26 protein-coding genes are annotated in these 18,099 nt (G+C 63.3%); 16 read left to right on the plus strand and 10 right to left on the minus strand.

Going from position 1 to position 18,099, the window contains the following annotated elements; all coding sequences use genetic code 11:
• The coding region (locus JWQ24_RS19325) for a UvrB/UvrC motif-containing protein (RefSeq protein ID WP_299811587.1) at window positions 1–650 on the plus strand (650 nt) is incomplete at its 5' end.
• Window positions 651–917: 267 nt separating this feature from the next.
• On the opposite strand, the gene JWQ24_RS19330 is transcribed toward JWQ24_RS19325, so the two are convergent.
• The 3 genes from JWQ24_RS19330 to JWQ24_RS19340 form a co-directional block, all read right to left on the minus strand.
• Window positions 918–1,628, minus strand: a complete 711-nt coding sequence (locus JWQ24_RS19330; RefSeq protein WP_299811588.1) for a hypothetical protein — start codon at window positions 1,626–1,628, stop codon at window positions 918–920.
• A gap of 1,020 nt (window positions 1,629–2,648) precedes the next feature.
• Window positions 2,649–3,902, minus strand: a complete 1,254-nt coding sequence (locus JWQ24_RS19335; protein ID WP_299811589.1) for an acetyl-CoA C-acetyltransferase — start codon at window positions 3,900–3,902, stop codon at window positions 2,649–2,651.
• Window positions 3,903–4,040: 138 nt separating this feature from the next.
• The gene (locus JWQ24_RS19340) at window positions 4,041–4,847 is read right to left on the minus strand and encodes a transporter substrate-binding domain-containing protein (protein ID WP_299811591.1); all 807 of its coding nucleotides are present in this window, start codon (window positions 4,845–4,847) and stop codon (window positions 4,041–4,043) included.
• Between the two features lie 88 nt (window positions 4,848–4,935).
• On the opposite strand from JWQ24_RS19340, the gene JWQ24_RS19345 reads away from it, so the two are divergent.
• The 7 genes from JWQ24_RS19345 (at window position 4,936) to JWQ24_RS19375 (ending at window position 7,885) form a co-directional block, all read left to right on the plus strand.
• Entirely contained in the window at window positions 4,936–5,241 is a 306-nt protein-coding gene (locus tag JWQ24_RS19345) for a hypothetical protein (RefSeq protein ID WP_299811593.1), read from the plus strand.
• A gap of 111 nt (window positions 5,242–5,352) precedes the next feature.
• Window positions 5,353–5,490 carry a hypothetical protein gene (locus JWQ24_RS19350; RefSeq protein ID WP_299811595.1) on the plus strand — a complete coding sequence of 46 codons (138 nt, stop codon included), beginning with the start codon at window positions 5,353–5,355 and terminating at the stop codon, window positions 5,488–5,490.
• A gap of 46 nt (window positions 5,491–5,536) precedes the next feature.
• Window positions 5,537–5,695 (plus strand): hypothetical protein, encoded by a 159-nt coding sequence (locus JWQ24_RS19355; RefSeq protein WP_299811597.1) that lies wholly within the window; start codon window positions 5,537–5,539, stop codon window positions 5,693–5,695.
• Window positions 5,696–5,762: 67 nt separating this feature from the next.
• A complete protein-coding gene (locus tag JWQ24_RS19360; RefSeq protein WP_299811599.1) occupies window positions 5,763–5,954 on the plus strand; it encodes a hypothetical protein in 192 nt (63 codons plus the stop codon).
• A gap of 161 nt (window positions 5,955–6,115) precedes the next feature.
• A complete protein-coding gene (locus tag JWQ24_RS19365; protein ID WP_299811601.1) occupies window positions 6,116–7,012 on the plus strand; it encodes a hypothetical protein in 897 nt (298 codons plus the stop codon).
• 160 nt (window positions 7,013–7,172) lie between these two features.
• Window positions 7,173–7,607 (plus strand): hypothetical protein, encoded by a 435-nt coding sequence (locus JWQ24_RS19370; protein ID WP_299811603.1) that lies wholly within the window; start codon window positions 7,173–7,175, stop codon window positions 7,605–7,607.
• A 140-nt stretch (window positions 7,608–7,747) separates the two neighbouring features.
• Window positions 7,748–7,885, plus strand: a complete 138-nt coding sequence (locus tag JWQ24_RS19375) for a hypothetical protein (RefSeq protein WP_299811605.1) — start codon at window positions 7,748–7,750, stop codon at window positions 7,883–7,885.
• Window positions 7,886–7,943: 58 nt separating this feature from the next.
• Here the strand turns inward: JWQ24_RS19375 and JWQ24_RS19380 are convergent, their stop codons facing one another.
• The 3 genes from JWQ24_RS19380 to JWQ24_RS19390 all read right to left on the minus strand — a co-directional run bounded on the left by JWQ24_RS19380 (window position 7,944) and on the right by JWQ24_RS19390 (window position 9,150).
• Window positions 7,944–8,090 carry a hypothetical protein gene (locus JWQ24_RS19380; protein ID WP_299811607.1) on the minus strand — a complete coding sequence of 49 codons (147 nt, stop codon included), beginning with the start codon at window positions 8,088–8,090 and terminating at the stop codon, window positions 7,944–7,946.
• Between the two features lie 120 nt (window positions 8,091–8,210).
• Window positions 8,211–8,693 (minus strand): MaoC family dehydratase, encoded by a 483-nt coding sequence (locus JWQ24_RS19385; protein ID WP_299811609.1) that lies wholly within the window; start codon window positions 8,691–8,693, stop codon window positions 8,211–8,213.
• A gap of 1 nt (window position 8,694) precedes the next feature.
• Window positions 8,695–9,150, minus strand: coding sequence for a MaoC family dehydratase (locus JWQ24_RS19390; RefSeq protein ID WP_299811610.1), 456 nt, complete (start codon window positions 9,148–9,150; stop codon window positions 8,695–8,697).
• Window positions 9,151–9,324: 174 nt separating this feature from the next.
• Between JWQ24_RS19390 and JWQ24_RS19395 the strand changes: the two genes are divergently transcribed.
• Window positions 9,325–9,624: a DUF4282 domain-containing protein gene (locus tag JWQ24_RS19395; RefSeq protein WP_299811612.1), complete on the plus strand. Its 300-nt coding sequence runs from the start codon at window positions 9,325–9,327 to the stop codon at window positions 9,622–9,624.
• Between the two features lie 72 nt (window positions 9,625–9,696).
• Here JWQ24_RS19395 and ychF read toward each other — a convergent pair whose 3' ends face one another.
• The 3 genes from ychF to JWQ24_RS19410 form a co-directional block, all read right to left on the minus strand.
• Window positions 9,697–10,794: a redox-regulated ATPase YchF gene (gene ychF / locus JWQ24_RS19400; RefSeq protein WP_299811614.1), complete on the minus strand. Its 1,098-nt coding sequence runs from the start codon at window positions 10,792–10,794 to the stop codon at window positions 9,697–9,699.
• A gap of 133 nt (window positions 10,795–10,927) precedes the next feature.
• Window positions 10,928–11,530 (minus strand): aminoacyl-tRNA hydrolase, encoded by a 603-nt coding sequence (gene pth, locus JWQ24_RS19405; protein ID WP_299811616.1) that lies wholly within the window; start codon window positions 11,528–11,530, stop codon window positions 10,928–10,930.
• Window positions 11,531–11,551: 21 nt separating this feature from the next.
• On the minus strand, window positions 11,552–12,286 hold the full coding sequence (locus JWQ24_RS19410) for a 50S ribosomal protein L25/general stress protein Ctc (RefSeq protein ID WP_299811618.1): 735 nt from the start codon (window positions 12,284–12,286) through the stop codon (window positions 11,552–11,554).
• Window positions 12,287–12,419: 133 nt separating this feature from the next.
• Here JWQ24_RS19410 and JWQ24_RS19415 point away from each other — a divergent pair, with 133 nt between their 5' ends.
• Together JWQ24_RS19415 and JWQ24_RS19420 are read left to right on the plus strand one after the other, a co-directional pair.
• Window positions 12,420–12,593 carry a type II toxin-antitoxin system HicA family toxin gene (locus JWQ24_RS19415; RefSeq protein ID WP_299811620.1) on the plus strand — a complete coding sequence of 58 codons (174 nt, stop codon included), beginning with the start codon at window positions 12,420–12,422 and terminating at the stop codon, window positions 12,591–12,593.
• Window positions 12,594–12,621: 28 nt separating this feature from the next.
• Entirely contained in the window at window positions 12,622–12,828 is a 207-nt protein-coding gene (locus JWQ24_RS19420; protein ID WP_299811622.1) for a type II toxin-antitoxin system HicB family antitoxin, read from the plus strand.
• Window positions 12,829–12,852: 24 nt separating this feature from the next.
• Here the strand turns inward: JWQ24_RS19420 and JWQ24_RS19425 are convergent, their stop codons facing one another.
• Entirely contained in the window at window positions 12,853–13,125 is a 273-nt protein-coding gene (locus JWQ24_RS19425) for an accessory factor UbiK family protein (RefSeq protein WP_299811624.1), read from the minus strand.
• Between the two features lie 201 nt (window positions 13,126–13,326).
• On the opposite strand from JWQ24_RS19425, the gene lgt reads away from it, so the two are divergent.
• The 5 genes from lgt to JWQ24_RS19450 all read left to right on the plus strand — a co-directional run bounded on the left by lgt (window position 13,327) and on the right by JWQ24_RS19450 (window position 18,015).
• Window positions 13,327–14,187 carry a prolipoprotein diacylglyceryl transferase gene (gene lgt / locus JWQ24_RS19430; RefSeq protein ID WP_299811631.1) on the plus strand — a complete coding sequence of 287 codons (861 nt, stop codon included), beginning with the start codon at window positions 13,327–13,329 and terminating at the stop codon, window positions 14,185–14,187.
• A gap of 1 nt (window position 14,188) precedes the next feature.
• Window positions 14,189–15,313 carry an SAM-dependent methyltransferase gene (locus JWQ24_RS19435; protein ID WP_299811626.1) on the plus strand — a complete coding sequence of 375 codons (1,125 nt, stop codon included), beginning with the start codon at window positions 14,189–14,191 and terminating at the stop codon, window positions 15,311–15,313.
• Window positions 15,310–16,077, plus strand: a complete 768-nt coding sequence (gene pgeF / locus JWQ24_RS19440; RefSeq protein ID WP_299811628.1) for a peptidoglycan editing factor PgeF — start codon at window positions 15,310–15,312, stop codon at window positions 16,075–16,077. Before JWQ24_RS19435 ends, pgeF begins: the two co-directional genes overlap by 4 nt.
• Before the next feature lie 197 nt (window positions 16,078–16,274).
• Window positions 16,275–16,907, plus strand: a complete 633-nt coding sequence (locus JWQ24_RS19445) for a hypothetical protein (RefSeq protein ID WP_299811629.1) — start codon at window positions 16,275–16,277, stop codon at window positions 16,905–16,907.
• A 154-nt stretch (window positions 16,908–17,061) separates the two neighbouring features.
• Window positions 17,062–18,015 (plus strand): ribose-phosphate pyrophosphokinase, encoded by a 954-nt coding sequence (locus JWQ24_RS19450; RefSeq protein ID WP_299716707.1) that lies wholly within the window; start codon window positions 17,062–17,064, stop codon window positions 18,013–18,015.
• Window positions 18,016–18,099 lie beyond the last annotated feature (84 nt).

The following is an 18,099-nucleotide window of genomic DNA, read 5'->3' on the forward strand; positions in this document are numbered from 1 at the left end:
AGCAGGTCGAATACAACACGCTGCACAACATCACGCCGGAGAGCATCAAGAAGTCGATCGGCGACATCATGAACTCGGTCTACGAGCGCGACCACGTGCTGGTGGAAATCGGCAATGGCGGCATGGCGGATGATGTCATGGCCATCGGCCACAACTTTGAAGCCGTGCTGTCAGATCTGGAAACAAGGATGCGCGAGGCCGCCGCCGACCTCAATTTCGAGGAAGCCGCCCGCCTGCGCGACGAGGTCAAGCGCCTGCGCGCGACCGAGCTGGCGGTGGTCGACGACCCCACCGCCAAGCAGCGCACCGTGCAAGGCAAGGCCGGCTCGTTCAAGGGCGACAAGCAGTTCGGCGCTTCGGCGAATATGCCGAAGCAGTCCGCCAAGCGCGGCGGCAACAACACGCCGTCATCGAAAGTGCACAAGCCCGGCCTCGACGAGATGGGCATCGCCGGATGGCACGAGGTCGTTCCCGACCGCGGCAAGAAAGTCGGCCGGCCGCGCAAGCCGACGCTGGATGAAATGGGCCCGGGCACGGAGAGCAAGATCTTCCAGCCGAAGGATTCTCGGCAGTCGGGGCCGGAGTTCGGGCCCGCGGCAAGAAGCTCAGGCGGCGCGCCGGGGCATCGCGGTGGGTGGAAGAAGAGGTAGCTGAAATACTTACTACTCTAGAGTACATGCACTATTTTTCTTTAAGATCCAACGTAGCGTACAGGACGTCGCCGTAAGTTAACGTCGTACGCGATCCAGTGGTCCGAATTTTGATGACTGCGTCTTTCGTATAAGCTTCAACGCTGTCACGAAATGTTTCGTCTGACATTCCGCCAGCGATCTCCTCTATCAGATCACGGTTGACGCCTTGAACGACTCGGATTCCTTTAAGCGGGCCTGTTCCGTTTAAGAGCGAGTCGTCGATGGTTACCGATCGGGACTCAAACCTGACGCCGTGAAACCTGCGTCTCTCCAACGTGCGCTCACGCATTTGCTCCTCAGCAAAGCTTTTCTGTCGGATCGGGCAGATCGCATTCGCAACCTTTCGTTCGGACGGAGAAAGTCTGTTGCTCCGCTTTCGACGGGAAGCGACAATTCAACCGCCATTTCGCCCAAGCCGACAACTCCCAAGGCACGCGCTATCGCGATGCGATGAGCCGCTGCGTCGATCTCTTCAGATTGCTGCTCATTCAATGAAATTAAAGGGTCTGTTTCGGGATCAACAACCCTCAATTCGCTCGCTGTTTGGCTTTGTTCATTCGAAATTGCGAGGCCCATAGCGAGCCTCTCACCCCTAAATCGCCCATTGATCTGTATGATTCTCTTCTGGGCCAATGCGTCCTTTAAGAACTTATCCCGATGTGCTCGGCCTGATTGGGTACCCTTGCATTCAACAACGTGCCACTTTCCGCTTCGATCCTTAATGACGTAATCTGGAGCCTTTGTAGGTCCAACTTTCGCCGTCGCGGCTTTCGTTTTTGGAGGAAGTAAGTGTGCGAATTGCAGCATAAATCGACGACCATCAACTATATCAGAAAATCCGCCTATGCGGTCGAAAAACCATTGCGTAGAAAGCGCTACGCCAAAATCGTCGCTTAAAATTCCTTTTTGGTGTGGATCCAACCCAGCGAAATCCATACTTATTCGCAGATCGGACGACGGCCTGATCGACTCGAAATATCGAAGCCAAGCCCAAAACCGTGCAGGGGACGCGGGCGACAATAGGTCCGGCATAGTAAGCGTACCCAGCATCAAAAATGCCGATGCCAAGTTTACTTCTTGCATACCCACGGCAACCGAAAGCTCGGGCGGCACCGGCGCTCCTCTCGGCCACGTACCCTGGTCAACATTGACTAGAATCTCTCTTCATGGTCCAACCGGAAATAATGAACGTCGCAGTTCCGCACCGCACAACATTTGTAGTACGCTGCTATTGTCTTAGTTTCTGCAGTTGTAGCAGCAAGCGCGAACAATCATATCGAGCGTTTAGTCTAATCCCAAGATATTCAGACAAGTTTGGTGCGTGACAGAGCAGTCACCCCCATTGACAACATTCCTACAAGACTATATACCCCTCTCCGTCCCGCTCGTGAGGGGCGCTTCTCGAGGGCGCTCGTTGAGTGGAGCGGGATGCGGCGCCTGCGGACGTGGCTCGCACCCACGGACCCGGGAGGCCGGGGGTCATCGTCCGGGCCCACTACGGGGCTCTGCCGCTTGGCGGCTGGACGGGTGCGGGAGAAGGCCGGCGAAATCCGGCTGGATGATACGCCCAGTACCCGGAAGCACGGTCCCCCGGACAGAAATCGCCGTGATGGCGCGCCGAAAGGCGACGCGGTCCGGGAGGCGGCTCGCACGCCGCAGTCCGGAGCGCGACTTGATACCAATTGCGCCTTTCGGCGCGTCATCCCCCTCGTTTTTCGCGGGGGGCACACCGGGAGGCCCGCTTTGCGCATGAGCGCGAAACCGACGGCGCGTGGGCACTGCAATTCTGTTCCGGAGGCACTGTCATTCCGGGGCGCGCTTCGATCGGCGCAGCCGATAAAGCGTGAACCCGGAATCCCGAAATGTTCGGGCATGTCGAGGTTCCCCGCCACTCCAATTGGAGTAGCTGAGGTTCGCGCGCAGCTTTCGCTGCGCGCGCCCCGGAACGACAGTGAACTACACCCGCTCGATAATGATCGCCGGCGCCATGCCGCCGGCAGCGCACATGGTGACGAGGCCGCGCTTCAAGCCACGCCGTTCCAGTTCGTCCAGGACGGTGCCGATCAGGATCGCGCCGGTCGCGCCGATCGGATGACCGAGCGCGATCGAGCCGCCGTTGACGTTGACCTTGGCGCGGTCGAGCTTGAGATCCCGGATGAACTTTTCCGCGACGACGGCGAAAGCCTCGTTGATCTCCCAGAGGTCGATGTCGTCCACGGTGAGCCCGGCCTTCGCCAACACTTTTCGCGCGGCCGGCACCGGGGCGTTCAGCATCAAGGTCGGGTCGTCGCCGATATTGGCCATCGCGACGATGCGCGCGCGCGGCTTGAGGCCGTGCTTGTCGGCATAGTCCTTCGAGGTCAGCAGCAGCGCTGCAGCGCCGTCGACGACGCCCGAGGAATTGCCGGCGTGATGAAAATGCTCGATCTTCAGGTCGGGATATTTCTGGTTGATCTGGCTGCGATAGGTCGTGCCCTTGTCGTCGAGCGGATGATCGGCCATCGCGGCAAAAGCGGGCTTGAGGCCGGCGAGGCCTTCCGCTGTCGTGTTGGGGCGCGGGAATTCGTCCTTCGCCAGCACGACATTGCCTTCGTCGTCCTTCACCGGGATCAGGCTCTTGTCGAAGCGCCCCTCGGCAATGGCGACAGCGGCGCGGCGCTGGCTCTCAAGCCCCAGCGCATCGAGCGCCTCGCGCGTAATGCCTTCCATGGAGGCGATGGCGTCGCCGCAGATGCCCTGGTGCGACTGCGGATGCACTTGTGCCAGGCGCTTGTTGCCGGAGCCCATGCCGAGCGGCGGCTTGCCGGCGGCCATGTCCTCGGCAGCCATCGCGCCTGTGAGCGACATCATCTCGGTGCCGCCGGCGATCACCACGTCTTCCATGCCCGACATGATCTGCGCCGCGGCAAAGTTCACTGCGGTGATGCCGCCGCCGCAGAAGCGGTCGAGCGTGGTGCCGGAAGCCTTGATGTCGTAGCCGGCGTCGAGCGCGGCCATGCGGCCGAGATCGCCGCCCTGCTTGCCGCGCTGGGTCGAGGTCGACCAGATCACGTCATCGACGTCAGCGGTGTTGAGATGGTTGCGCTCGGCGATGGCGCGCAGCACGGTGGCGGCGAGATGCTGCGGATGGTGTTCCGCGAGCGCGCCCTTGCCGACCTTGCCGATGCCGCGGGGCGTGCGAACTGCGTCGATGATATAGGCCTCGGCCATAGGTCTCTCCCGGGTATTTTTGAAGTTGTTATTCTTGATATTTTTTACCCGAGCGAGATTGGCCGTCACCCGCGCGAAGTCAAGCCATGCGGGCGCAACCCGGAAGGCACGGCGCGCATGGCAGCAAGACGCCGACCGTTATTTGCCAGCGGGCGCCACGTCCGCCACCTGCCCGCTTCGCTTCAGCGCCGCGGCCACGAAGCCCGACGCCTTCATCTCCTCGACGAAGTCGGCGAGATATTTAGCGCCGGCCGCGCGCGGCAGGCCCTCGACGCGGGGCATCCCCATCGCCTGCCTGATCTCCTGGAAGTAGCCGGTCATCACCCGCATCTCCGGATGATCCTTGGCATAGGCATCGAGCTGCTGGCGGACACCGGCAGCAACGTCGAGCTGGTCCTGCAGGAACATCTCGATCATCGCAGTGCCGCCGCCGGCCCTGGCGCGCAACACGGTGGCCTTCTGCACGGTGCGGGTGAGATAGAGGTCGTAGGCCGAGCCGAGACCGACGGCGATCCTGACGCCGGGGCGGTCGACATCGCCGACCTCCTTGAAGGCCGCATCCTGCCGGACCATGTAGGTGCCCTCAATGATGACATAGGGCGCGGTGAACGTGATTTCCGCAGCACGCACCGGCTCGATCGCCATGAAGCCGACATCCCAGGCGCCCGTCCTGGCGCCCTCGAACACCTTGCCGGCGGCCTCATAGGGCACGAACGCCACCGCTACGCCGAGTCGCTTTGCCAACTCCGTGGCGAGGTCGGCAGAGACGCCGCGCGGCGCGCCGTCTTCGCCTCTTTGCGCCAGCACGCCATTGCCGAAATTGATCGCGGCGCGGAGCACGCCGGTCGGCGCCAGATCGCGCAACACCTCCGGCGCCGGCTGCGCCAAAGCCGGCGCGGACACGGTGACCGCCAGCAATGTCATCCATCGCAACAAACGCAGCATGCCATCCTCCCGCGCGCCGACATCTTGCCGGGCGTTAACCAATCCTAACGGCGCTTCGCTATGATCGACGAATCACCGGAGACTGACCATGCCGAAATTGCTGCCCTTCGTCGCGCTGGCGCTGGTGGTTTCTCTGGGCACCGCCTCTGCGGCCGACATGGCCAACCGCTCCCGGCTGGGCCAGGTGTTTGCGGAGCCGCAGGCGGGCGGCGGCCGGCGCGCGGCGGCCGAAACAGTCGAGACGGTAGATCCCGGCTGGGTCCGCAACTCGCCGCGCGTGGCGGGCTATTACGGCCAGGCCGGCGACTTCCACTATCGCAACTACTACGGCACCCCGCGTTCGCTGCTCCACATATATTCGCCGTTCACCTGCGTCGTGGAGGCGCTCTGCTGAGCGCTGCGCCGCAACCGGACGGCGCACGCGGAACCGCCAGATACAAACTCTGCGCGATCTGCTATTTCTTGTGTGCGCCGAATCCATTCCCCGGGCGCCGAGGATATCGCCATGGCCAAGGGTCAGATGAAGTCGAACAAGGAAAAAAAGAAGCCGAAGGCCGACAAGAACCTGAAGAAGGGCGGCACCACCCCCGTCAATCCGTTCGCCGCCGGCAAGACCGCGGCCGGATCGTCACCGAAGAAATAAGCGGCAGTCCGGGTCCAGCGTCGGCCTGCATTGGAGCGCGTGGGGCTTGCTGTCGGTCGCACTGGCGCTTGCCGCGTCCGGCTTGTGGCCCGCATGGCCGGCGCGGCGCCCGGCCGGCGCAGCGCTCGGCGGTACCCGCGGCACCGTCGTGGGCGCAGCGCTGATCATGGTGTTTTTCCGCACGCGCCTGCCGATGGGCTTCTGAACGCAAAACGGCCCCGCATCAGCGGGGCCGTTGCTGCGAAAGCGCTAAAGCGCGATCAGCGCATCATATGACCGCGGTGGTGATGATGGCGGCGCGGCATCACGACAATACGCGGCGCGCGGCGAACGTGCGGGCGACCCATGTGCGGGCCAGCGCGATGCATGCCGCCATGGCGCATGCCGTCACGATGCATGCCCTGCGCGGAGGCGGGAGCGGCGGCGAAAATCGCGACAACGGCGGCGGCGGCGAGCAGTGCTAATTTTTTCATGAGATTTCCTAGGAATTGATGTCGCGCTGACTGCGCGTCAGGACAAGCGTTACGTCGCCGATCAGTTCCGCCCAAAATTATTGCGACGCCACAATTCCGACGAGCCGTTGGTATTCTGTGCTGATCTACCTAGTCTGGGCATCGGCTGCACGATGGCAACCACATTCAAACCAACCATGATGGGCCTGCTGGTGGCACTGACCGCTGCCGCAGCGGCGCCGACGCGGGCCTCCGCCGAGGATCCCTGGCGCGGCCTCGATCTGGCCCAGCCGCCCGGCGAGATCGAATCCGTCGACCCCTCGCCGCCGCCAGCGATGGACGTGGTCCCCGAGCCGGATTGGACATTGCTGGATACAGGCCGCGCACCGACAGCCAGCGCTTCGCCGCGCGAGCAACGCACCGCGGACAAGGCAGCCGGCTCTGCCTGGACCTCGCAGAAAAATGCCGACGGCTCCTCGGCGCTGTCGGTGAAACAGCCCCTGCTGCCATTCTGGGATACGCGCGTCGGCGCGGACCTCAACGTAGCCGGGCAGAACGCGGCGCGCAGCGCCTCGGATGCTTACCGCAACAAGTACGGCGATGGCAGCCAGGCCTCCTCCGGCGGCAGCGCCTGGGCGGCGATGACCGCGCCCGGCGTCGCCTCGATCTGGGACAAGACCGCAATCGAGGCACGCGTCGATCCGCTGGCGGACCAAAGCAAGTTCGGCACCTCGCTCAGCAAGTTGGTGCCGCTCGCCGGCAACCAGTATTCGCTGACTCTGCAGAACGGCTACAACATCATCCAGCAGGGCAACGCGCCGGCGGTCGGCTTCAATGGCCGCCTCACCCGCAGCTACGAGACCGACCAGCTCGCCAGACTGAGCGTCACCGACAGCGGCACCAGCTTCATCGCCGGACAGACGCTAGCCACCACCGACGATAAATGGCTGCGCAAGGTCGGCGCCGAGCAAAAGCTGTTCGGCGGCGTCAATATTTCGGGCACGATCAGCGAAACCCTGCAGGGCCCGGCGAACAAGAGCCTCACCGCCGGCTTCAAGCACAGCTGGTAAGCAGTAAGAAATCCTTCACCCCGCTGAGCGATAATCGTCAAACACGGGCATTGCCGCACTACGGCCCCGTTCTGGTCAAATTCCAGTGACTTGATGGTGAAGTGAGTTCGTCGTGCGGGGGACAATCCGCGCTCGCTCAATGCGAAACAAGGAAGAGCCGATGAATGCGATCCATCCCGATAAAACCGAATCCGTCACCGAAGACAGCGATCTGGCAGCCGTCTCCGAAGTCGAAGCGGGCATCCGCGATTTCGTGCGCAACGACGTCGCCTATCTGCGCCGCCCGGCGGCTGGCATCGTGAGCAGCGGCAGCGGGACGCCCGCAGACCTGCCGCTCGAATCCAGCACCGAAGCCACAGTCAACAGCGTGAACTCGCTGATCCAGCGCGTCGCCGGCACCTCGCTCGCCGAGATCGAGAATCTCGTCGGCGAACTGGAAAGCTTGCGCGACCTGCTGCATGCCGAAGGCCAGCGCGTCCAGCGTGAGATCTCCGGCTACGCGCAGCTTAGCCAGGCCGCGATGAAGTCGACCCGGTTGATCGCCGACAATGTCGCGCAGTGGAAGCGCACCGCCGACGGCCTGCGCCACGACTGATTGCGCCGGCACTGAATACCAAAAACGCCGCCTCCCATCGGGAGCGCGGCGTTTTTTGTGGCATGCATTGAACGCAGGCAGTCATCCCCGCGACCAAAGCCCAAGCGCTTCGCGCGCTTCTATAGTTGGGGCTGTCGTTCGTGAAAACCATCCGGCCAAACACCACCGATCCGATTCCCGTGCGCAGGGTGCAGCCGAAGATCGGCACCATCATCGTGCGCTTCGTCGGACTACTGATGGTGGCGGTGGTAATTCTGGCCTGGGGCTGGAGCCGCTGAGCGGTCTCTACTTCGCCGTGCCTGCTTTGCAGAACGCAGCGGTCGCTAACGAAGGATGTTAGCGGTCGGTCGGGATCGATGCCGTGTCGAGCGTATAGGCGCCGTCGGCGTAACCCTTCACCACCATGCAGGTCGCGAACATCACCGCCAGCGTCACGCTAGCGAAGATAAAGCCCACGAATTTCAGTCCAGTGCGGTCAGCCATTGTCGTCCCCAGAGATCATCACGTCGTCGTGTGTCGTACATCACCAACACAAGGTTCAGAACGCCTTAACAACAAGGCGGTTCCCTGACCAAACTGTGTAATGGTTAAGCACAGCGTTTTTTAAGCAACATTGCCCCGTTGCGGCGCGAAGGCAGAGGCGAGGAAGGAAAATACCAGCTCGCCGTGCTGATTGCTGGCAGTGTTCCGCGCCTGCACGATACCCCAGCCCGGCCGCGACGCCGTGGCGCGCACCGAGGCGACTTCATTGGCGTAGCTGATCGTGTCGCCAGCCAGCACGGGCTTGATCCAGCGCAGTTCGCGGAACCCGGGCGATGGTCCCCACACTGCGGGCTCCTCGCCGCGCGCTTTGGCTTCGGCCATCATCCGCTGGCCGTCGGCAACCAACAGCTTCATGCCAACTGCCGCGATGTGCCAGCCGGAAGCCGTGAGCCCGCCAAACAACGATTTGCGTCCGGCCTCTTCGTCGAGATGGAACGGTTGCGGATCGAACTGCACTGCGAATTTCTTGATCAGCTCGGGCGTGAAGGTGAACGAGCCGAGCTCGCGACGCTGGCCGACTTCGAGGTTTTCGAGAAATCTCATCTTATGCCTGCTCCGCCACAGTGGCGCGGCCGATGATGACAGCCACGATCATCTCGGAGAGCGGCCCCTTCGCATTGCGCGTGCTGCATTTGAACGTGACGATGCCGATCGACGGCCGGCTCATCGATGGCCGCGCTTCCACCACCTCGACATCGAGCATCAGATCGTCGCCGGGACGAAACGGCGCCAGCCAGCGCATCTCGTTGACGCCGGGCGAGCCCAGTGAGGCGGTCTCGTGCAGGAAGCCGTCGAACATCATACGCATCATCAGCGCGCACATGTGCCAGCCCGACCCGGCAAGGCCCTTGAGCATCGAGGCGTTGGCCGCCTCATCGTCAAGATGCATCGGTTGCGGGTCGTATTCCCTGGCGAACGCAATGATTTCCTCGCGCGTGACGTGGCGCGGCCCGTAGCTGCCGAGGAGACCCGGCTGGAAATCTTCAAATGTCATGGTCATGATGGGGATGCCGTCGAGGAAGTCTGATTGTGGCCGTTATTTGCAGCAATCTCAACCGTTCGCGCTGCATGGCTGGCCACGATCACGCTCAGGACAATGTTAGACGCGACTATATCCGGCACCAGCTTTTGCTTGCCATTTTATTCCAATCGACGCGCCGGGGGAGACTAACCGATGTTTGAATTTCGCGATCTGTTTCAATGGGACCGCTTTATCACGCCCACCATCATCAAGACGTTTTACTGGCTGGTGATGGTCCTGATGATCCTGTTCGGCATATCCGGCATGTTTTCCGGCCTCGCCGCGATGGCGGTCAGCCCGTTCGGCGGATTTATCCTGGTGCTGTCGAGCCTCGCCGGCACCATCGTCGGTATCATCTTCTCGCGCATCGCTGCGGAGTTCATCCTGATCGTGTTCCGGATCAACGAGCACCTCGGTGCAATCCGCGATCAGGGCCACATCCAGGGGCATTGAGGCATCTGCCCTGCCCCGGACGCGGTGCAGCGTTCTTCACGCTGCGCGGCGTCCGGGGGAACAAGCCTGGGTTTAGTTATTGAACCGGAAGTGCAGCACGTCGCCATCGGCAACGACGTATTCCTTGCCTTCGAGACGCAGCTTGCCGCCGTCACGGGCGCCGGATTCGCCGCCCAGCGTGACGTAGTCGTCATAGGCGATCGTTTCGGCGCGGATGAAGCCCTTCTCGAAGTCGGTGTGGATCACCGCCGCCGCTTGCGGCGCCTTGGTGCCGCGGTCGATCGTCCAGGCGCGGGCCTCCTTCGGCCCGACCGTGAAGTAGGTGATCAGGTCCAGCAACTTGTAACCGGCGCGGATCAGCTTATCCAAACCGGCTTCTTCGAGGCCCAGCGTCTCCAGGAATTCGGCGCGTTCGGCGCGCGACAGCGTCGAGATCTCGGCCTCGATCTTGGCAGAGATCGCCACGGCCACCGCGCCCTCTTTTGCGGCGTGCTCCGCGACCAGCCTGGAATAGGCATTGCCCTCGCCCGCGGCGCCTTCCTCGACGTTGCAGACATAGAGGACGGGCTTCGAGGTCAGCAGGCCGAGCATGCCAAAAGCGCGCTCTTCTTCCGGCTTGCGCTCAAGGAAGCGCGACGGCTTGCCCTCGCGCAGCAGCACCAGAGCGCGCTGCACCAGATCGAGCTGGTCCTTGGCGTCCTTGTCGTTGCCCTTGGCTTTCTTGGTGAGATTGTCGATGCGCTTCTCGCAGGATTCGAGATCGGCCAGCATCAGCTCGGTTTCGATGATCTCGATGTCGGCCAGCGGATCAATCTTGCCTTCGACATGGGTAATGTCGTCATCGACGAAGCAGCGCACGACATGCGCCACCGCATCGACTTCGCGGATGGTGGCGAGGAACTGGTTGCCCAGGCCTTCGCCCTTCGAGGCGCCCTTCACGAGACCAGCGATATCAACGAAGGTCAGGCGCGTCGGAATGATCTGCTGCGACTTGCCAATCTCGGAGAGCATGTCGAGCCGCTTGTCCGGCACGGCGACTTCACCGACGTTGGGCTCGATGGTGCAGAACGGATAGTTCGCCGCCTGCGCTGCGGCAGTTTCGGTGAGCGCATTGAACAGCGTCGATTTGCCGACATTCGGCAGCCCGACGATACCGCATTTGAATCCCATGACATCCTCAGTTTCAGAGTTCGTCATGCCCGGCGTGTGCCGGGCATCCACGTTCGCGCGGAACATCGTGGATGGCCGGGACAGGCCCGGCCATGACGGCGTGTGTTGCAAGTCCGGCACCAACGAAAATCCGTCAGGTGCCGTTGTCGTCCTTCGACGTGAATCCCTTGGCCTGCATCGTCAGATGCACCTTGTTCTGAAACGTGGAGTCGCGGCCATCGGCCAGCAGCGCCACATTGTCCGACACCGCGTCAATCAGTGCTTCCAGCTGCGGCCGCTCGGCCTTGGCGAAATCGCTGAGCACATGGTTGTGCACCAGTTCCTTGACGCCGGGATGGCCGATGCCGAGCCGGACGCGACGATAGTCGTTGCCTACATGCGCGGAGATCGAGCGCAGACCGTTATGCCCGGCGATGCCGCCACCGACCTTGACGCGTACTTTGGAGAACGGCAGTTCGAGTTCGTCGTGAAACACCGCGATCTCCCCCACCGCGATCTTGAAGAAGCTGGCAGCAGCCTGAACCGAGGTACCGGAGTCGTTCATGAAGGTCAGCGGACGCAACAGGATGACCCGTTCGCGGCCCAGCGTGCCTTCTGATGTCTCGCCCTGAAAGCGGCGGCGCCACGGTGCAAAACCGTGACGCCGCGCCATCTCGTCGAGAACCATGAACCCGATATTGTGCCGGTTGCCCTGGTATTTCGCACCAGGGTTTCCGAGACCAACAAAGAGTCGCATGACGCGGAATCCCGCGTTGGCTTACTTCTTCTTCGCCGGAGCGGCGGGCGCCTTGGCAGCAGCCGGGGCCTTCGCGCCGGCAGCAGGAGCCTTGGCACCAGCGGCCGGAGCCTTGGCAGCGGCAGCCGCGGCAGGAGCCGCACCAGCGGCCGGAGCACCAGCGGCACCGCCAGCCTGCTCTTCACCATAGCCCGACGGCGGCACGATCGTGACCAGGGTCACATCTTCGGCGCGCGCCAGCGTCTTGACGCCCTTCGGCAGCTTGATGTCCGTCAGATGCAGCGAACCACCGATATCCAGCGCCGAAACGTCGGCTTCGACGAACTGCGGAATGCTGTCGGCTTCGGCTTCGAGTTCAAGGGTGTGGGTGACGATGTTGATGGTGCCGCCGCGCTTCACGCCCGGAGCGGTATCAGCGCCCTTGAGGTGGAGGGGAACGCTGACGCGGATGGTGGCGCCGACGCCGAGGCGCAGGAAGTCGACGTGGAGCGGGAAGTCACGCACCGGATCGAGAGCGAAGTCGCGCGGAATCACGCGGTGCTTGGTGCCATCGAGGTCGATGTCATAGATCGTGGTGAGGAAGCGGCCGGCCAGAATGCGCTGGCGCAATTCGGCATCGTCGACCGAAATCGACACGGGGGGCTTGCTGTCACCATAGATTACTCCCGGAACTCGGCCGGTGCGCCGTACTGCCCGTGCGGCCCCCTTGCCGCCTGCCGAACGTACGGTCGCCTTCAATTCCTTGACGGTCGCCATCGTTTAAGTCCTTGTTTTCAAAAAAGTTAAAGGCCGCAGGGCGGCCCGTTCCGTCGTCGCAGCAAGCCTCCAGGGGTGCGGGGGCTGCAGACGTGCCGGGCTTTTAGCGCCAAAGGGCCGGAAAGACAAGGAAATGCAGGGCTTTTTTGGGGAAATCAGGCGTATCGCTTCCCCGCCGACCCGCGGCAGTCACCGTCAATATCGGCATTTGCTGAAGCCGGGGCGCGTGACCGTGGCCGGCAAGCCCTCCGACGACCTTGCACCGGGAACGGACGACCTTGCACGGGAACGTTTGCCAGTATCTTGAAAAAGTCCGGCCTCAAGGAACGACGCTGATGCGCTATGCAGTGGTTATCGAAAAGGCCGAGAGTAACTATTCGGCCTATGTACCCGACCTGCCCGGCTGCGTGGCGACCGGCGAGAGCATCAAGGCCGTCGAAATCGAAATCCGCGACGCGATTCGATTTCACATCGACGGACTTAAAGAAGACGGCCTGTCGGTGCCCGCTCCGACCAGCATCGCGGACTATGTCGAGGCGTAAAGGCAAGCACCCGCGGGTGCCGTTCTAGCCGCTGGTGGCTTCCGAGGCCCCGCCGAGCTTGGCTTCCAGCGCCACGATGCGCGCCTTCAGGGTCTCGTTTTCCTCGCGGGCGAGGCGGGCCATGTCTTTCACGGCTTCGAATTCCTCGCGCTTGACGATATCGAGGTCGCGCAGAATCTTTTCGGCCTGGTTACGCACCACCGTATCAACCTCGCGCTTGACGCCCTGGGCGGCACCGGCCGCGTCGTTCATCAGGCGGCCGATCTCATCGAAAAACCGGTTGTTGGTCTGGGTCATGGCAGGAACTCCGGCCGTCAGGCCATATCGAAAGGGATCGTGAATTCGACAATGGCGATCCCGGCGGCGCAGTTCAAGTCCGCTGACGCGGCCACATCCGCCCGCGCGATTGGGGTGTTCCACGCTGGCACGCAATCGTCATACAGTGGCGCTTTACTGCCGACGCCGGGACTCGTAAGCCACGCCATGCCCTTTCCAGACATCCCCTTCCTGACCATAGCCTTTCCGGTGTTCGATCCGATCGCCATCGCGCTCGGCCCGCTCGTGATCCGCTGGTACGCGCTGGCCTATATCGGCGGCATCGTGCTGGGCTGGGCCTATGCCCGCGCGCTGATCAAGCGCGAGAGGCTGTGGGGCGGGCCGTCGCCGGTCTCGCTGCTGGAGTTCGACGACTTCATCCTGTGGGTAACGCTCGGCATCATCCTCGGCGGCCGCACCGGCTATGTGCTGTTCTACAACCTCGATTTCTTCGTCGCCCACCCCGCCGAAATCCTTGAATTGTGGAAGGGCGGCATGTCGTTCCACGGCGGCTTCCTCGGCTGCGTGGCGGCGGTGATGGCATTCTGCTGGAAACGCGGGCTGCCGATCCTGTCGCTCGGCGACATCACCTGTGCGGTCGGGCCGATCGGGCTGCTACTGGGGCGCGTGGCCAATTTCATCAACAGCGAATTGTGGGGCCGCGCCGCCGATGCAAGCGTGCCGTGGGCGATGGTGTTCCCCAATGGCGGGCCACTCCCACGCCACCCCAGCCAGCTTTATGAGGCCGGGCTCGAGGGCATCTTGCTGTTCATCATCCTCGCCTTGATGATCCGCGCCGGCGCGCTGAAGCGGCCGGGGATGATCCTTGGCGCCTTCATCTTCTTTTATGCCCTGGCGCGCATTACCGGCGAGTTCTTCCGCGAGCCGGACCCGCAGCTTGGCTTCCTGTGGGGCGGGCTGACGATGGGCATGCTGCTGTCGGTGCCGATGATTGTCGTGGGATTGATCCTGATGGTGCTGGCCTGGCGCAAGCCGCCGCGGCATGGTGCGGTGAGTCCCGCCCCCCATGCCAGCAAGGCCTGACGTGATCGACAGCTCGCCGCTCCAGGAAGAAATCCAGCGCCTGATCAAATCCGCCGGACCGATGCCGGTGTGGCGCTACATGCAGCTGTGCCTGACGCACCCCCTCTACGGCTATTACGTCTCGCGCGATCCGCTCGGCCGCGAGGGCGACTTCACCACCGCACCGGAAGTCAGCCAGATGTTCGGCGAGTTGATCGGGCTGTGGGCGGCGTCGGTCTGGCGCGCGATGGGATCACCGCCGGTGCTGCATCTGATCGAACTCGGCCCAGGCCGCGGCACCATGATGGCCGATGCGCTCCGCGCCTTGCGAGTGCTGCCGCCATTATATCAAGCGCTGCACGTGCATCTCGTCGAGATCAACCCGGTGCTGCGCGACAAGCAGCGCGCGACCTTGGCCGGCATCCGCAAGGTCGATTGGCACGACAGCCTCGACAGCGTCCCGACGGGACCATCTGTGATCCTCGCCAATGAATATTTCGACGTGTTGCCGGTGCACCAGGCGGTCAGGCACAGCGACGGCTGGCACGAACGCACCGTCGAGATCGAGGCCGACGGCGGCCTTGGCTTCGGTGCGGCACCCGAGCCGATGCCGCATTTTGAGGTTCTGCTGCCGCCGCTGGTGCGCGCCGCCCCGATGGGCGCGGTGTTTGAATGGCGGCCCGATGCCGAGATGATGAAGATCGCCAGCCGCGTTCGCGACGAGGGCGGCGCGGCGCTGGTGATCGATTACGGCCATCTGCGCTCCGACGCCGGTGACACCCTGCAGGCAATCGCCCGGCACTCCTTTGCCGACCCGCTGCGTAATCCCGGCGAGACTGACATCACCTCCCATGTCGATTTTCAGGCGCTGGGACGCGCCGCCGAGGACGTCGGCGCCCGGGTCCACGGACCGGTATCGCAGGGCGAATTCCTCAAGCGACTGGGCATCGAGACCCGCGCCCAGACCTTGATAGCCAAGGCCAGCCCGGAAGTGGCGGACGATGTCACCGGCGCGCTCAAGCGGCTGATCTACAGCGGTCGCGGCGGCATGGGCTCGATGTTCAAGGTGATCGGGATTTCCGATCCGAACCTCGAAACGCTGGTCGCGCTGAGCGACGACACAGGCACCGAGAACGAAGCCTCATGACCCTGACCGCAACGAAACTCGCCGCCCTTCCCGGCCTGCGCCACGCCTTTTTCAGCCGCGACGGCGGCGTCTCGACGGGCATCTATGCCGGACTGAATGGCGGGCTGGGATCGAACGACGATCCATCCCATGTCGCAGAAAACCGCCGCCGCATGGCCGCGCAGATCGGCGTCGACCCCGCGCATTTCCTCACCGTCTACCAGATTCACTCCCCCGACGTCGCGGTCGCCGCCGCGCCATGGGATGCGGCCACGCGCCCGCGCGCAGATGCGATCGTGACCAGGGTCGAGGGTCTCGCGCTCGGCGTCACCACCGCCGATTGCGGCCCGGTGCTATTCGTCGATCCCAAATCGCGCGTGATCGGCGCGGCCCATGCCGGCTGGAAGGGCGCCTTCACCGGCGTCCTGGAAGCGACCATCCACGCCATGGAAAAACTCGGCGCCGACCGCAGCGACATGACGGTGGCGATCGGCCCCCTGATCCGGCAGCCGAGCTACGAGGTCGGAGCCGAATTCGTCGAAAGTTTCGTGCGCAAGGACAGCGAAAATTCGCTGTTCTTCATTCCCTCGGCGCGCGACGGCCATGCGATGTTCGACCTCGCCGGCTACATCCGCATGCGACTGACACGCGCCGATGTGGGCGCCATCGACGATACCGGCATCGACACCTATCCTGATGAGAACTTCTTCAGCTATCGCCGCTCGGTGCACCGAAACGAGCCGGATTACGGCCGGCAGATCCACGCCATCGTGCTGGAGAAATAGTCTCTGCCGTCCCGGGCCGGTGAGCCCAAGCGCTCGCAAAAGCTCGCTTACCGGGACGTCAGCGACGGGTTGGCAGCGTCGCTACCAGGCTCCATCAACACCTGTGTCCACCCCGCCCTAGACCTTAACGCGCTTTAACGATATCCCTCGATCCGTCGAATGGCCTGCGGACGGCCTTGTCGAAATCGGGACGTTGCATGCGACTTGCCACTTTCACCGCCCTCCGATTACCGCACCTCGCGCCGGCCGCGCTGCTGCTGGCCGTAGCGCTGGGTCTCGGCGGCTGCGCCAATGTCGCCAGCACCACAGGCCCCTCCGCAGCCTTTGCTCAGGTTCCATCTCCCGGCAGTGCCACCGTGGCCTTCGAATCCGTCGATGGCCCGCCGCCGCAGGTGTTCGACCGCCTCGTCAACCTGCTCGACAGTGAGGCGAAGCTTCGCAACATCGCTGTCGTTTCGCGGCAGGACAGCGCGGCCTATCGTGTGCGCAGCTACCTCGCGGCCCAGATTCGCGGCGGCAAAACCTCGATCGCCTGGGTCTGGGACGTCTACGACCGCGACCAGCAGCGCGCGCTGCGCGTTTCCGGCGAGGAACCGACCGGCCGGGCGGGCAGCGATGCCTGGGCCAATGCCGACGACCTGGTGTTACGCCGGATCGCGCAAGCCGGCCTCACCGGCCTGGGCGGCATGATCAACGGCACCACGCCAGGCGAGCCCCAACCGGCCCCCGGCCCCGCTTTACGCGGCAGTGGCCCGGCGATGGCCAGCGTCATGGACGTACCGGAGCCTGCCGCTGCCACGCAAATGGCTTTGAGCTTTAGCGAACATTAACGACGAAACCTTGAATTTGCGCAGGAAAAGCGCAGTCCACGGGTTGCCAGCACGCGTGCGTCCTTGATATCACCTCGCTCGTTGAGACAGTCCAGTTCGTGGGTAATCCGATATGCTGAACGTTGTATCCACCAAGCCGCGGGGAGACGCGTCGATGTCGGGTAAAAACGGCTCCATCAAGCTGGTCGCCGGCAACTCCAACCCCGCTCTGGCCCAGGAAATCGCTTCCTGGCTGCAGCTGTCCCTCACCAAAGCCAGCGTCCGGCGCTTCGCCGACATGGAAATCTTCGTCGAGATCCAGGAAAACGTCCGCGGCTCCGACGTCTTCATCATTCAGTCGACGTCGTATCCGGTCAATGACCATCTGATGGAATTGCTGATCGTCACCGATGCCCTGCGCCGCGCCTCGGCGCGCCGCATCACCGCGGTGATTCCGTATTTTGGCTACGCCCGGCAGGATCGCAAGGTCGGCTCGCGCTCGCCGATTTCCGCCAAGCTGGTCTCGAACCTGATCACCAATGCGGGCGTGGACCGCGTCATGACGCTCGATTTGCATGCCGGCCAGATCCAGGGCTTCTTCGACATCCCCACCGACAACCTGTACGCCTCGCCGGTGATGGTGCGCGACATCAAGGAAAAGTTCGACCTCGCCAATGTGATGGTGGTGTCGCCCGACGTCGGCGGCGTGGCGCGCGCGCGGGGCCTCGCCAAACGCATCAACACGCCGCTGGCGATCGTCGACAAGCGCCGCGAACGCGCCGGCGAATCCGAGGTCATGAACGTGATCGGCGACGTCGCCGGCTACACCTGCATCCTGGTCGATGACATCGTCGATTCCGGCGGCACGCTGGTCAACGCCGCCGACGCCCTGCTCGCCAACGGCGCCAAGGATGTCTACGCCTACATCACCCACGGCGTATTGAGCGGCGGCGCCGCGGCGCGCATCACCGGCTCGAAGCTGAAGGAACTGGTGATCACGGATTCGATCCAGCCCACCGATGCCGTGATCAATTCACCGAACATCCGCACGCTGCCGATCGCGTCCTTGATCGCCGACGCCATAGGCCGCACCGCGTCGGAAGAGTCGGTGTCGAGCCTGTTCGACTGAGGCATTGCTGCGTTTCCCGGACGCGGTGCGGCATTCTTATGCCGCTCCGCAGATCCGGGATCCCGGTTTCTTCATCATTCTTCT

Source organism: Tardiphaga sp. (assembly GCF_028290495.1).
GTDB lineage: Bacteria > Pseudomonadota > Alphaproteobacteria > Rhizobiales > Xanthobacteraceae > Tardiphaga.

Excerpts from the sequence above, each read along its gene's own strand:
- JWQ24_RS19395 (WP_299811612.1), top strand. The coding sequence starts at position 9,325 with ATGTTTGAATTTCGCGATCTGTTTCAATGGGACCGCTTTATCACGCCC.
- JWQ24_RS19340 (WP_299811591.1), bottom strand. The coding sequence starts at position 4,847 with ATGCTGCGTTTGTTGCGATGGATGACATTGCTGGCGGTCACCGTGTCC.
- JWQ24_RS19370 (WP_299811603.1), top strand. The coding sequence starts at position 7,173 with ATGAATGCGATCCATCCCGATAAAACCGAATCCGTCACCGAAGACAGC.
- JWQ24_RS19385 (WP_299811609.1), bottom strand. The coding sequence starts at position 8,693 with ATGAGATTTCTCGAAAACCTCGAAGTCGGCCAGCGTCGCGAGCTCGGC.
- ychF (WP_299811614.1), bottom strand. The coding sequence starts at position 10,794 with ATGGGATTCAAATGCGGTATCGTCGGGCTGCCGAATGTCGGCAAATCG.
- JWQ24_RS19345 (WP_299811593.1), top strand. The coding sequence starts at position 4,936 with ATGCCGAAATTGCTGCCCTTCGTCGCGCTGGCGCTGGTGGTTTCTCTG.
- JWQ24_RS19450 (WP_299716707.1), top strand. The coding sequence starts at position 17,062 with ATGTCGGGTAAAAACGGCTCCATCAAGCTGGTCGCCGGCAACTCCAAC.
- pth (WP_299811616.1), bottom strand. The coding sequence starts at position 11,530 with ATGCGACTCTTTGTTGGTCTCGGAAACCCTGGTGCGAAATACCAGGGC.
- pgeF (WP_299811628.1), top strand. The coding sequence starts at position 15,310 with ATGACCCTGACCGCAACGAAACTCGCCGCCCTTCCCGGCCTGCGCCAC.
- JWQ24_RS19425 (WP_299811624.1), bottom strand. The coding sequence starts at position 13,125 with ATGACCCAGACCAACAACCGGTTTTTCGATGAGATCGGCCGCCTGATG.
- JWQ24_RS19365 (WP_299811601.1), top strand. The coding sequence starts at position 6,116 with ATGGCAACCACATTCAAACCAACCATGATGGGCCTGCTGGTGGCACTG.
- JWQ24_RS19410 (WP_299811618.1), bottom strand. The coding sequence starts at position 12,286 with ATGGCGACCGTCAAGGAATTGAAGGCGACCGTACGTTCGGCAGGCGGC.
- JWQ24_RS19420 (WP_299811622.1), top strand. The coding sequence starts at position 12,622 with ATGCGCTATGCAGTGGTTATCGAAAAGGCCGAGAGTAACTATTCGGCC.
- JWQ24_RS19335 (WP_299811589.1), bottom strand. The coding sequence starts at position 3,902 with ATGGCCGAGGCCTATATCATCGACGCAGTTCGCACGCCCCGCGGCATC.
- JWQ24_RS19350 (WP_299811595.1), top strand. The coding sequence starts at position 5,353 with ATGGCCAAGGGTCAGATGAAGTCGAACAAGGAAAAAAAGAAGCCGAAG.
- JWQ24_RS19445 (WP_299811629.1), top strand. The coding sequence starts at position 16,275 with ATGCGACTTGCCACTTTCACCGCCCTCCGATTACCGCACCTCGCGCCG.
- JWQ24_RS19330 (WP_299811588.1), bottom strand. The coding sequence starts at position 1,628 with ATGGATTTCGCTGGGTTGGATCCACACCAAAAAGGAATTTTAAGCGAC.
- JWQ24_RS19415 (WP_299811620.1), top strand. The coding sequence starts at position 12,420 with ATGCAGGGCTTTTTTGGGGAAATCAGGCGTATCGCTTCCCCGCCGACC.
- JWQ24_RS19390 (WP_299811610.1), bottom strand. The coding sequence starts at position 9,150 with ATGACCATGACATTTGAAGATTTCCAGCCGGGTCTCCTCGGCAGCTAC.
- JWQ24_RS19380 (WP_299811607.1), bottom strand. The coding sequence starts at position 8,090 with ATGGCTGACCGCACTGGACTGAAATTCGTGGGCTTTATCTTCGCTAGC.
- JWQ24_RS19360 (WP_299811599.1), top strand. The coding sequence starts at position 5,763 with ATGACCGCGGTGGTGATGATGGCGGCGCGGCATCACGACAATACGCGG.